The sequence below is a fragment of the Levilactobacillus brevis ATCC 14869 = DSM 20054 genome (assembly GCF_001433855.1).
Classification (GTDB): Bacteria; Bacillota; Bacilli; order Lactobacillales; family Lactobacillaceae; genus Levilactobacillus; species Levilactobacillus brevis.
Map to the genome: position 1 here is coordinate 404,809 of NZ_AZCP01000003.1, position 13,122 is coordinate 417,930.

At 46.7% G+C, this 13,122-nt stretch carries 12 protein-coding genes; all 12 read left to right on the forward strand.

Going from position 1 to position 13,122, the window contains the following annotated elements:
• Nucleotides 1–133: 133 nt before the first annotated feature.
• The 12 genes from FC61_RS07725 to ychF all read left to right on the forward strand — a co-directional run bounded on the left by FC61_RS07725 (nucleotide 134) and on the right by ychF (nucleotide 13,120).
• A complete protein-coding gene (locus FC61_RS07725; RefSeq protein WP_021741822.1) occupies nucleotides 134–775 on the forward strand; it encodes an SDR family oxidoreductase in 642 nt (213 codons plus the stop codon).
• Nucleotides 776–2,076: 1,301 nt separating this feature from the next.
• Nucleotides 2,077–2,901, forward strand: a complete 825-nt coding sequence (locus tag FC61_RS07730) for an alkaline phosphatase family protein (protein ID WP_021741821.1) — start codon at nucleotides 2,077–2,079, stop codon at nucleotides 2,899–2,901.
• A gap of 289 nt (nucleotides 2,902–3,190) precedes the next feature.
• A complete protein-coding gene (locus FC61_RS07735) occupies nucleotides 3,191–4,450 on the forward strand; it encodes a NupC/NupG family nucleoside CNT transporter (protein WP_021741820.1) in 1,260 nt (419 codons plus the stop codon).
• 273 nt (nucleotides 4,451–4,723) lie between these two features.
• On the forward strand, nucleotides 4,724–6,037 hold the full coding sequence (locus FC61_RS07740) for an NCS2 family permease (RefSeq protein ID WP_011668849.1): 1,314 nt from the start codon (nucleotides 4,724–4,726) through the stop codon (nucleotides 6,035–6,037).
• Nucleotides 6,038–6,113: 76 nt separating this feature from the next.
• Complete coding sequence (gene rihC / locus FC61_RS07745; RefSeq protein ID WP_021741818.1) at nucleotides 6,114–7,028, forward strand: ribonucleoside hydrolase RihC; 915 nt, start codon at nucleotides 6,114–6,116, stop codon at nucleotides 7,026–7,028.
• A gap of 432 nt (nucleotides 7,029–7,460) precedes the next feature.
• Nucleotides 7,461–8,312, forward strand: coding sequence for a metallophosphoesterase family protein (locus FC61_RS07750; RefSeq protein ID WP_225353931.1), 852 nt, complete (start codon nucleotides 7,461–7,463; stop codon nucleotides 8,310–8,312).
• Nucleotides 8,313–8,549: 237 nt separating this feature from the next.
• Nucleotides 8,550–9,278, forward strand: a complete 729-nt coding sequence (gene rsmG / locus FC61_RS07755; protein ID WP_021741816.1) for a 16S rRNA (guanine(527)-N(7))-methyltransferase RsmG — start codon at nucleotides 8,550–8,552, stop codon at nucleotides 9,276–9,278.
• A gap of 19 nt (nucleotides 9,279–9,297) precedes the next feature.
• Nucleotides 9,298–10,134 carry a nucleoid occlusion protein gene (gene noc / locus FC61_RS07760; RefSeq protein ID WP_024526284.1) on the forward strand — a complete coding sequence of 279 codons (837 nt, stop codon included), beginning with the start codon at nucleotides 9,298–9,300 and terminating at the stop codon, nucleotides 10,132–10,134.
• A gap of 14 nt (nucleotides 10,135–10,148) precedes the next feature.
• Nucleotides 10,149–10,916, forward strand: a complete 768-nt coding sequence (locus tag FC61_RS07765) for a ParA family protein (protein ID WP_011668843.1) — start codon at nucleotides 10,149–10,151, stop codon at nucleotides 10,914–10,916.
• On the forward strand, nucleotides 10,906–11,790 hold the full coding sequence (locus FC61_RS07770; RefSeq protein ID WP_015474339.1) for a ParB/RepB/Spo0J family partition protein: 885 nt from the start codon (nucleotides 10,906–10,908) through the stop codon (nucleotides 11,788–11,790). The genes FC61_RS07765 and FC61_RS07770 overlap by 11 nt, the downstream gene beginning before the upstream one ends.
• 20 nt (nucleotides 11,791–11,810) lie before the next feature.
• Entirely contained in the window at nucleotides 11,811–12,014 is a 204-nt protein-coding gene (locus FC61_RS07775; protein WP_011668841.1) for a DUF951 domain-containing protein, read from the forward strand.
• A 5-nt stretch (nucleotides 12,015–12,019) separates the two neighbouring features.
• On the forward strand, nucleotides 12,020–13,120 hold the full coding sequence (ychF, locus tag FC61_RS07780; protein ID WP_011668840.1) for a redox-regulated ATPase YchF: 1,101 nt from the start codon (nucleotides 12,020–12,022) through the stop codon (nucleotides 13,118–13,120).
• The last annotated feature ends 2 nt before the right edge of the window (nucleotides 13,121–13,122 follow it).

Sequence of the window (13,122 nt, forward strand, 5' to 3'; positions counted from 1 at the left end):
ACAAAAGTCTCAGGCTCTTTTTGTGTTCCCAGATATCGGGTGCTGAAATGAGCGTCAAAAGTGGTTTAACTTGATAAATGTAATTATAGGAGTTACAGTATAGGTGTTCATTTAAAACGAAGAGGTGCTTGTGATGACAAACGTTTTAGTATTAGGGGCTAACGGGAAGATTGCGAAGCTAGCTACGGTGCAACTATTAAATAATCCTGACAATCAACTTACCTTGTTCTTGCGTAAGGCGCAACGGCTGGCAGGGGCTGCCGGTCCCCGAGTGAAGGTCGTGGAAGGTGATGCTAGTCAAGTTGCTGATTTGACAGCGGCGATGGCTGATATTGATGTTGTGTACGCAAACTTAGCTGGTCGGAACATTGAAGACGAGGCGCAAGCGGTGGTCACTGCCATGCAGGCTAGTCACGTACAACGCTTGATTTGGATCTCAACGCTGGGCATTTATGATGAAGTTCCGGGCAACTATGGCAAGTGGAATCACCAAATGCTAGATGGTGGCTACTTGGAAACCTATGCAGCAGCGGCGAAGGTAATCGAAGCCAGTGATTTAGCCTATACCATTATCCGGCCAGCATGGTTGACGAACCATGACGAGGTCAGCTACGAGACAACTCAAAAGGGAGAACCGTTCAAGGGAACGGAAGTCTCACGGAAGAGTATTGCGGCATTAGTGGCAAAGCTAGTCACTGATCCGGCTGAATCAGTACGTGCATCGCTAGGCGTTAATAAACCAAATACGGATGGTGACAAGCCAGCTTGGTACTAAACGCCGAGTTGTCGGCATTCAGCCATAGTTTTTTAAATTAAGGGTTCAAAAAGAGTGCAATGTAAGAGATTTCGCGGTATAACTAACGTGTGTGTTGAGTAGACTCCACACGACCTGTGTTCAGGCTTTTATTACCTTTGGAATCAATTTACTGAGCTCATTCTGTGAAACTTTTCCTCCAAACAAGAACCATGGATTTGCCTGGAATTGATTCATATATCGTCAAATGCCGTCGACAGTTAGCCTGTCGGCGGTATTTTTATGACCAATGATTTTATGACCAATGAAAACCGGTCAAATTTAGAACATAATTTGGTGTATTTTGGTTGCAAACGCTTACAGCCAGTGTTATTATAATAGTGCGGAAAGGTCATAAAGGTTGTGACCGAGTTCCATGAGTTAGTATTAGATGTAAGTGTTTGTAACAACTGATTTCCGTTTTGCACGTAAGTCAGATTTACCAGCAAGTTTAAGATTCTGAAAGACAGATAGATGACAACTCCGATAAACCTTCTAACGAGCTCTGGTAGTTCTAGGTAACAGAATCAGATTTTCAGTTTTACAATTGAATAGTGTTTGAAACATCATGCTTCTTGTAAGCAAGTGTTGATAGACTTGAAACAGTTCCAGGCAGTTAACTAGAGTTCGGATGTTGCGTCGGCAAGACCATATGAGGATTTCAAGAAGAATCGTTAAAATGTGGCCGGTTAGATGTAATGAGGGAATTAAGATTTACAAGTAACACGCTGAAAACGGCAGCCAGAAATTGTCAGTGAATGAATGTAGTGGTTGTGGCAGCTCAGCGAGAGAAATGTTCTAGTTATGAGGCGATTAAGAATTAGCAAGAAAACGAAACGGGAATTTTGCACGACTCACAACCGCCTTTCCGCGAGTTAGCAGACTTCAAGTTATTCGCAACTCAACTTGAAGTCTGTTTTTATGTCGCGACTACTCTTGTTGTTCGGCATAACTCAGCTTTAGCTGTTTTAGTTGGTACATAATCGGTTGGGTGGTTTGTTAGAAACTTACCTAACTTAGTGGTCTTCTGCCACGTCGTTGTTCTTTGAAATTAGGATATTTGTCGAAAGTAAATCCTTTTAGCAAGAAAACAGAATGTTCAAAGATGTTCTGAATGGGCCGGCCCCTACAGGTGGTTCAGGGTGATAATGTTCGGAAATAGACTTTTTACGTTTCCCTTAAATCGACCATTTACAGGGCGGCTGGGAAAAGGTATATTATTACTAGACCGAAAAATACTTGGGGGATTTTTACCTAAATGTTTATCGAAGGAGTGAGCAACGGTGGCATTTCATCGCATTTTCGTGGTTGATTTTGCGGGAGTCGGATTGGGCGAAGCGCCTGATGCGAACCGCTTTCAATCAGTTGGCGCCGATACACTGGGGCATGTGGCAGTTGGTTGGCCAGATAAACTAAATCTTCCAACATTACAGCAACTTGGGCTTGGTAATATTCGGGTTGACCATCCTATTCCGGGGGTTGAGCCAATTGACCAGCCCAGTGGCTTCTATGGACGCTTGCACGTTCAAGCACAAGACAACCGACGAGCTACTGGATTACGCGAGATGTGGGACTTTACCGGTGAGAACCGGACAGAGACCGTGTTTGCTAGCCTACCAGCGGCGGGGTATGCCGTGAGTTTAGCGGGACCATTCCTGAGTTATCTGCAAACGCAAAGCGCAGCTCAACGTTTCCAAGTTGGTAGTAATCAGGATGCTTTCCGGATTTTATATGATCGTTTGTATCAACCAGCGTCCGGCTTGGCTTATGTGGTGCTCCCAGACTTCCGCTTTGCGGGTGAGCAGCAAGATGTTCATGCATTTGCTGAGGCGTTGACTAGTGCCGATCATTATCTGGCCCAGGTTCAACATGACTTGGGAGCCAACGATCTTTTGATCGTGACGGCCACACATGCTGATGATCCGACTGTTAGTGCAACGCCAACACGCGAATATTTACCGTTATTAGCTTATTCGCCATCGCGGCCAGTTGGGCACGCCTTAGGCATTCGGCGGACATTAGCGGACGTTGGTGCGACCGTCCTTGAGAACTTCGGTTTGGCAGGTCATGCTGCCGGACATAGCTTTTTAAATGAGATTACACAATAGGAACTTGAACGAGCCTTGAAGGGAGGTGAGGGGGCATCAAGATTGAGATACTGGCTTGGGGTTGCAAAGGTCAGCGAGAGACAACGGATAGTTTCATCAGATATTATTTACCGTTTAAATTCACCATTTACCGTTGGTTGTCGTTGAAATTCCAAACAAGTAGATCGATAATCGTTCGTTCGTAACAGAAGTTATGCGATACATAATTTCTGCAGCCACATCGTGTCAACTTTTGTATGGCAAGTGGCCATACATCAAAGAATAATATCGGAAAGAGGTATTTTGACCAATGCTAGTCGCAGTCAATGTTTTAGGGGTAATTGTTTACCTCGCAATCGCTTTCTTATTCTCTAAGAATAAGAAGATGATCAACTGGAAATCAACTGGAATTGTCTTAGTTATTAACTTGATTTTGGCTTGGTTCTTTACCAGCTTCTCCATTGGACAAGACATCGTTAAGGGTGCCGCTGATGGATTCAACTGGTTAGTCCAAGTGGCTTACCAAGGAATCGTGTTCGCCTTACCAAACTGGGTAACCCCAGAATTTGGTGGGACGGCGAAGTCCATGAACTTTATTACAAGTTCTCTTCTTCCAATCCTGTTAGTTGTGCCAATGTTTGATATCCTGACTTACATCGGGATCTTACCTTGGATCATCAAATGGGTTGGTCGTGGCCTTTCCTTCATTACCGGGCAACCTAAGTTTGAATCATTCTTCTCTGTTGAAATGATGTTCTTAGGGAACACGGAAGCTTTGGCCGTTTCTCAATTACAATTGAAGAGCATGCGTAAGGAACGTAACTTAACGCTGGCTATGATGTCCATGTCATGTATCACGGCTTCGATTTTAGGGGCTTATACGCAAATGGTTCCTGGTCAATTTGTTTTGACGGCCGTTCCAATTAACATCTTGAACGCCATTATCGTTACCAACATGTTGAACCCAGTAGAAGTGACACCTGAAGAAGACACTATTGCTAAAATCGGTGGTTCTAGTACCGTTGCTGCTGAAGAAGGCGAAGTTGAAGACGATGGTAAGAAAGAACCATTCTTCTCATTCTTGGGTGACTCCATCTTGGGTGCCGGCCGTTTGATCTTAATCATTGCTGCCAACGTTATCGCCTTCGTTGCTTTAGCTGCGTTGATCGATAAGATTTTGGCACTCTTCAACCCATGGTTATCTTTGGAACACATCTTAGGGATCATCATGTTCCCATTTGCTTGGTTAATGGGTCTGAACGTCCACGACGCTTTCGGCTTTGCCCAATACATGGGGACTAAGTTAGTTACGAACGAATTCGTTGTTATGGGTAAGATTTCATCTACCATTAACACCGGTGCTTTCTCTGCCCACTACCGGGCAATCTTGACGGTCTTCTTGACTTCATTCGCTAACTTCTCAACAACTGGGATGATTATCGGTTGTTTCAAGGGTATCGTCGATCGTGAAAACAACGAACTTATTTCTAAGAACGTTGGCTACATGCTCCTTTCCGGGATCCTGGTTTCCTTGCTATCAGCCGGAATCGTTGGCTTGTTTGTTTGGTAAAAATAATCGCCTCATGTTAGCATGAGACTAACGGTAGCCCAGGGGCGTTGTTCCTGGGCTATCCGTGTCACTAGGCATAGTTAATGTAAGCATCTGGCAAGTGATTGGTTGTATGCTAAACTAGTGAGAGACTGACGGGAAACCGGTCAGTCCGTACGGGTGCCGACCTTCCTGCGCGGAAGTGAAACCCAGCCGAACGGGTGAAAGCGTCCGGTTGCAAAGCCCGTGAAGTCTGTGTATCGATTGATGATACACCGAAAGATAGGGATTTTTATGGATAAGCAACAATCGCAAGTGGACTTAGCCAATAAGTTGACGCTAAGAGAAGCTTTGCGGCATAAGGATGTCGTCCGCAACGAACTGATTGCTGGGGTAACTGGCTTCTTCGCCATCTCATACATCATTATTGTTAACCCGTTGATTCTGAAAGATGCGGGGATTCCAACTGATTTGAGTGTATTTGCGACCATCTTTTCTTCAGTGATTGGGTGTCTGATCATGGCTTTTTGGGCCAATGCACCGATCATTCTGACGCCAGGGATGGGGGTTAACGCCTTCTTTACCTACACCATTGTGGTGAACATGGGACTCAGTTGGCAAGAAGCGTTGGGTATTGCAGCCGTGGCCAGTTTTGTCTATATGCTGATTGCCTTTACGAAGGTGTCGACAATTTTATCGGAGGCAATTCCAGAGTCGCTGAAGAGCGGAATTACCGCTGGAATTGGGTTGTTTTTGGTTGAGATCGGTCTCGAAAAGGCTGGCTTAATTGTGGCTGGCAAGTCGTCACTAATCGTCTTAGGCGATTTGACCAAACCCACTCCGTTGTTGGCCTTGTTTGGACTAGTGCTCAGCTTAATCTTGTACATTCGCAAGGTTAAAGGGAACTTCTTCATTGCCATTATTGCCACCAGTTTGTTGGCATTTTTCCTTGGCGTGAAGGATAGTGATACGCCGAGTGTCGACTTAGCGCGACTGGGACAGTATCACAAGATCGCTTTTCAAAACGATTTTTCCCATTTGCTGAGTACGCCATTTATTCTGGCAGCCTTCTCAATGACTATGATTTTGGTATTTGAGTCGATGGGCCTTTTACAAGGCTTATTGCCGAACCAAAAGAAGTTTAAGAAGACTTTTGAGGGAAGTTCGGTGACGACCTTCCTATCCAGTTTCTTGGGGACTAGTCCAACGGTAGCAGCAGCCGAAAGTGCTTCTGGTATCGAAAGTGGTGGCCGCACGGGGATTATGGCACTAACCGCCGCCGTGTTGTTCGCCTTGTCGCTGATCTTTGTGCCCCTCTTGGCCTACGTGCCGTCTGCTGCCATTGCACCTGTGATTGTTATTACGGGGGCGTTAATGATGGCAGCCATCGGTAACATCAAGATGGCCGATTTTTCCGAATGGTTTCCAGCCTTCTTGATTATTGTGCTGATTCCATTTACCAATAGTATTTCCACTGGGTTAGCCTTTGGTTTTGTGTGCTACCCAATTATGAAACTCGCGTTAGGGAAGGGGAAAGACCTGACCTGGCCGGTTTACTTACTGGGCGTTTTGTTCCTATGCGACTTGGTCTTTAGTGCCATGTTGTAGGCGGAACTTTTCGCTGGGTAAAAACGTAAGCGGTTTTACCGCACGTTAATTCAAAATTATTTGGGAGGAAATTACAATGACAATTAAAATTATTATGGATACTGATCCTGGGATTGATGACGCAGCTGCTTTGACGATGGCGATCAACGATCCTAAGTTAGACCTTAAGTTAATCACGACGGTGGCTGGAAACGTGACGGTTGATAAGACGACCATCAATGCACAAAAGATCGTTCGGTTCTTCAATGCCGACATTCCCGTTGCAGCTGGTGCGGAACAACCCCTCTTCAAAGACTTTGAAGATGCTGCTCGGATTCATGGCGCATCCGGAATGCCTGGCTATGAATTCCCAACGGACTTACCACGGCCTTTGAACAAGACGGCCGTTGAAGCCCTCCATGATGAAATCATGGCAAGCTCTGACCCAGTAACGTTGGTCCCAACGGGTTCATACACCAACATTGCCTTGCTCTTCTCAGAATATCCAGAAGTAAAGAGTCATATTGACCGGATTGTTGCCATGGGTGGTGCCTTGGGTAAAGGGAACATGACCAGTGCCGCTGAATTCAACGTCTTCACTGATCCAGATGCCGCTGCCATTGTGTACAAGTCTGGTGTGCCAATCGTGATGGTTGGTTTGGACATTACGATGAAGGCCCTTTTGACTCACGAAAGCATCGAAGAATTACCAAAGATTAGTGAAACTGGTAAGATGCTTCATGATATCATCGTCAATGATGGTGATAACAGTGATGCCGGTATTGCGATGCATGATGTGAACACGATCTTCTACTTATTGCATCCAGAAGCAATTAAGACGGAAGATATGTGGATTGACGTTGTCACTGACGGCCCAGCAATTGGGGAAACGGTCGGTGATATCCGCGGTGCTTACCACAATGGTAAGACCAACGCCAAGGTTTCCGTTGATATCGATGACGTGGCCTTCAACAAGTGGTTCCTTGAAGAAGTTCGCGCTATTAAGAACTAAGTAAATTGAATGGAAGGTCAGCAACGTTGATGTTGCTGGCCTTTTTTTGTATGAGTAAATCCGCGGAACTTTACACAAATAGACATGATTCCATACAAAAACGATACATTTCCCTGCTATGATGAACGTAAATAAGGGAAGAAGATGATCACATGTCAGTAGCGGATTGGGAAACCTTAATTCTGTTAGTTGTGGTCTGGTTACCAATGATTTGGGTAGGACGGCCACCTAAACAGCATGGGTAGTCATTAGTGGGGCGTCATACCGCCCCGTTTTTTATGCGAAAATTTGTAAAAAATTTACAAGATGTTGACAGAGATAACATCAATAATTTACATGAATCCGCTATGCTAGAACCTAACTTAGTAATAGTCGAGAACTATTGCCGGGGGCGCTTCCGGTGAGGGGTCTCGAGTGATGGGGGCATGGGGGATGAATCGATTTACAATTGTTCACATATCGGACATTGATTTGACGATGGATGATAATCAGCGATTGGCGACACAGCCGTTACAGCGGGTTTTTGACGATCTTGAAGATCATCAAGTAGCGGCCGACTTAATCGTACTTAGTGGTGACTTACTGATTGATGGTGACCAGCAGGGGTATCGGCAATTACACCAGTATTTACAACAACAAGAACGTCGATTACAAGTAACCATTCAAGTACTACTAGGTGATCGTGATGATCGAGAAGCCTTTAATCGGGGATATTTAGCAGTCGCACATCAGTCGTATTATGCCGATAAACAAGTGCATCAGAACATGGATTTTTATTTCTTAGATTCTAAGTGGGAATTAAATAAATCGGCTGGGTGGCTGGATCGACCACAGTTGGACTGGTTAAATAAGAATTTACATTTAGCCCCGCGGCGACGGGCCTTTATTTTCCTGCACCATCCACTAGATGCGCCGGCTCTACGCGATATGCGTTACACCTTGTTGCAGAACAACCGGGAATTGTTGGCGATTCTACATGGACATAATATTGGAGGAATCTTTACCGGGCACCTGCATTTTGATGCCAATTACGTAGTGGATAGCGTTGTTCCGGTTACCGTAACTGGATCGGCAGCAACCTATATCAATTGTCAAGATCCGTACCAGCACGACGTGTATACAGGAACCACTTACAATGTGATTACTATTCAACGCGGGATTGCCAGTGTCATTACCCATCCGCTGGCCCTCGGGCAGACAGTCATTCAGACGATTCCCGTCAACCGCACTGGCTTTGTTAAACATCGCCCCCGCGCTATACCAGTTCGCCGACCACTGCCTTAGGTAACGGGATTGGCGACCAACCTAAAAAGAATTCAGTATAGGCGATGCCCCGTCAACCAACGGGTATCGCTATTTTTGCGTAGTCGTTATTAGAATAGGCGTTTCATGTGGCCCTAATTTTCGGTATAATAGGAAACGTTAGTGCGAGCGTTCAGTTGCGTTTCGCCGGTAAGTAAGGTAAAGTATACTCAAACGTGAAACAATTGTGTTTCACAGAAACGAACTGGGAGATATTGCATGAATCCAGAAGAATTTCGGGCCGCGCTCGCTGCGCAAGGCATCGATTTAACCGCAACACAGGAACAACAATTCGCGGATTACTACCAATTTTTGGTGGCCACGAATGAGCACGTTAATTTAACCACGATCACTGCGGAGCCAGACGTCTATTTGAAACATTTTTACGACTCGTTGACCCCCGCTTTTTACGTCTCTGCATTACGAACAGAGCCTTTAAAGCTCTGCGACGTTGGTGCCGGTGCCGGCTTTCCGTCATTACCCTTGAAGATCGTCTTTCCCCAATTACAGGTAACCATTGTGGATTCCCTGAACAAGCGGATTACGTTCTTAAATGAACTGGCGGCAAAGCTTAACTTGACGGGAGTGGCATTTCATCATGCGCGAGCTGAAGAATTTGGTGGCAAGCGCGCTGCTAACCGTGAAGGTTTTGACTTAGTGACGGCGCGGGCCGTGGCGCGGATGTCAGTGTTGAGTGAGCTGTGTCTTCCCCTAGTTAAGGTCGGGGGCCAATTTGTCGCTTTGAAGGCCGCGCAGACAGAAAATGAATTGGCGGTTAGCCAAAAGGCCATCACGACATTAGGTGGCAAGTTGCAAGCCGATGAGGCCTTTAACCTGCCTGTTTCAAATGATCCGCGGCATATCGTCGTGATTGATAAGGTTAAGACAACGCCAAAGCGGTATCCACGTAAGGCGGGTACACCAAATAAAGAACCATTAGAAGATTAATGGGATGGGGGTAAGATAATTGCCATTTTCATTATTTGGAAATAATCGGGATAAGGCGGCACGACAACCGGCACATCCTGTGAAACAGACTGTGGTGATGATTCCAATCGCCCAGATCATTCCTAACCGATTCCAACCCCGGCAACGGTTTGACGCAACGGCGATTACGGAGCTGGCCCAAACCATTCAGGAACACGGGTTGTTACAACCCATTGTGTTACGTGAGTATGAGCCGGAGCATTACGAAATCATCGCTGGTGAACGTCGGTTTCGAGCAGTCTCTAGCCTGAAATGGGAAACCGTTCCGGCAATCGTTGAAAAAATGAACGATGACGAGACGGCTTCCATGGCCCTGATTGAAAACCTCCAACGCGAGGAACTTACGGCCATTGAAGAAGCGCACGCTTACCAACAATTGATGACGTTAAACCAGCTGACCCAAGCCCAACTGGCCCAGGGTATTGGCAAGAGCCAAGGCTTTGTGGCTAATAAGTTGCGGTTGTTGAAGCTAGCGGAACCAGTCCGAACGGCGATCTTGAACCGGGACATTTCAGAACGGCACGGTCGCGCCTTGCTGGCACTCTCGACAGACCAACAAGAGGCCATGTTGCAGACAATCGTAACGGATCACTTAACGGTTAAAGAAACCGAAGCGTTAATTGCCAAGGGCCAACAGCAACCGAAACGGCGGCGTAAAGTGACGAAGCACAGTGTGTCTGGCGATACGCGGGTGGCCGTCAATACGATTCGTCAGTCGGTGAAGATGGTGACGGACGCGGGCATGACGCTAACAACCAAAGAAGAAGAGACGGCGGACGGTTACCGCATTATCATTGACATTCCCAAAGAAAGTTAGAGGTGGAACGACATATGGGCTATATCATTGCATTGGCCAATCAAAAGGGCGGCGTGGGCAAAACCACGACCGGCGTAAATTTAGGGGCAGCTTTGGCCTCCGCGGGCAAGCGGGTCTTGCTAGTTGATACGGATGCGCAAGGAAACGCGACTAGCGGTGTGGGTATTCAAAAAGCAACGATCGAACGGGAAATCTATGATGTTTTAGTCAACGAAACGCCGATTAAAGAGGCCATTTTGCAAACGGAACATCCTGATTTGGATATCGTGCCAGCCACTATCCAACTCTCCGGTGCGGAAATTGAATTGACGCCAATGATGGCACGGGAGACGCGCTTGAAAGCGGCTCTCGATGAGGTGCGGGATCAATACGATTACATATTAATCGATTGCCCACCATCGTTGGGCCTGCTGACGATCAACGCGTTTACCGCAGCAGATTCCATTTTAATTCCAGTGCAAAGTGAGTACTACGCTTTGGAAGGATTGACCCAGTTATTGAACACGGTCAAGTTGGTCCAAAAGCACTTCAATCGTAACCTGAAGATTGAAGGGGTCTTGCTAACGCTGTACGATGCCCGGACTAATTTGGGGAAGCAAGTCAACGAAGAGGTTAAGAAGTATTTCCAAAACAAGGTCTATGCGACGATCATTCCGCGTAACGTTCAGTTAGCGGAGGCGCCGAGTCATGGGATGCCGATCATTGACTATGCGCCAAAATCTAAAGGTGCTGAAGTTTACTCTGAACTCGCAAAGGAAGTGCTAGCTGCCCATGGCAAATAAGAAAGAGAAAAGTTTAGGACGGGGGATTGACGCCCTGTTTGCTGAAAATGGGGTGGATACCGCCGAAGAAAATGTAGTGGATTTGACCTTGGCCGATATTCGGCCCAATCCATACCAACCCCGGCAGAAGTTCGATCAAAAGGGGCTGAATGATTTGGCAGCTTCCATTGAAAAAACCGGTGTTTTCCAGCCAATCATCGTTCGGCAACCGGATAAGACGCTAGAACGCTACGAAATTTTAGCTGGTGAACGGCGTTTCCGGGCATCTAAATTAGCTGGCAAGACCACGATTCCGGGCATTGTTCGTGACATTACGGAAGAACAAATGATGGAAATCGCCGTCTTGGAAAACCTCCAACGGGAAGATTTGACCCCGTTGGAAGAGGCCGAGGCCTATGATACCTTAATGACCAAGCTGACGTTGACCCAAGCCCAAGTCTCTGAACGACTGGGTAAGAGTCGCCCCTACATCGCTAACTACTTACGGTTACTGGGGCTGCCTAAGGCGGTTAAGGATATGTTGCAGCACAACGAACTATCTATGGGACAAGCTCGGACGTTGCTATCCTTGAAAGATAAGACGAAGCTGGTGGCTTTGGCTAAACGTGCCGTTGAGCAAGGCATGACGGTGCGCGCTTTAGAAGCTGAGGTTAGCAAATTAAATGGTGCCGCGAAGAAATTGGCCAAGAAACCGGCGAAGAAAAAGTCGCCATTCTTGCGGTCAACGGAAAACCAATTGCAAGAACGCTTTGGCACGCAAGTCTCTATCAACGAGAGCCAAGGTAAAGACCAACAAGGTCGCATTGAGATTGAATATTTATCCAACGATGATTTGAATCGGATTTTGGACCTATTGGATATCCACTTAGATTAACGGACATTGGAGGAAAGCATATGTACGATTTAGGTGATTTGGTTGAAATGAAGAAGCCCCACCCATGTGGTACCAACCGCTGGGAGATTACCCGAATGGGCGCGGATATTAAGATTAAGTGTACCAACTGCGGCCATGTCGTTATGCTGTCACGCCGTGAATTTGAGAAAAAATTGAAAAAGGTGCTGGTTAAGGCCGACGCCAATAATGGAAAGAGTGAATAATTGTTATGTCATTAACTGCAGGAATCGTTGGGCTGCCTAACGTCGGTAAGTCCACGTTATTTAACGCCATCACGAAGGCCGGCGCCGAAATGGCCAACTACCCATTCGCAACGATCGATCCAAATGTGGGCATGGTCGAAGTGCCTGATAACCGGTTGGATCGGATTCAAGAACTGATCCCAGCGAAAAAAGTTGTGCCAACTACCTTTGAATTTACGGATATTGCCGGGATCGTCAAGGGGGCCAGCAAGGGTGAAGGACTGGGTAACCAGTTCTTGGAAAACATTCGCCAAGTGGACGCCATCGTTCACGTTGTCCGGGCCTTTGATGACGACAACATTACCCACGTCTCTGGTAAAATTGATCCCATCGATGATATTGAAACCATTAATTTGGAACTTGGCTTGTCTGACTTAGAAGCCGTTAACAAACGGTTGGCTAAGGTTGAACGGGCTGCTAAGGGGAGCGACAAGGAAGCTAAGGCTGAATTGGCCGTTTTGCAAAAGATTAAGCCGGTTCTCGAAGCCGGCGGTGCCGTGCGGACAATTGACTTTGACGAAGAAGAAATGAAGATCGTCAAGGGCTTGTTCTTACTGACATCCAAGCCAGTCTTGTACGTGGCTAACATTGCCGAAGACGACATGGCTGATCCCGAAGACTCTAAGTACTTTGGGTTAATCAAGGACTATGCGGCTAAGGAAGGCGCCGAGGCCATTGCCGTGGCCGCTGAAGCTGAAGAAGAAATTGCACAGTTAGATGATGACGAGAAGCAAGACTTCTTGGAAGCTGAAGGCGTCGAAGAACCTGGTTTGAACCGGCTAATTCGGGCGTCATATCATCTCTTAGGCTTACAAACGTTCTTCACGGCTGGTGGTAAGGAAACGCGGGCGTGGACGTTTAAAACGGGGACTAAGGCCCCTCAAGCGGCTGGTATTATTCACTCCGACTTCGAACGAGGCTTCATTCGTGCCGAAGTCATGGCCTTTGCGGATTTGGATCAATTTGAATCCGAAGCAGCGGTGAAGGAAGCCGGTAAACTCCGAGTTGAAGGGAAAGACTACGTGATGGAAGACGGCGATATCGTCGAATTCCGATTCAACGTTTAGAA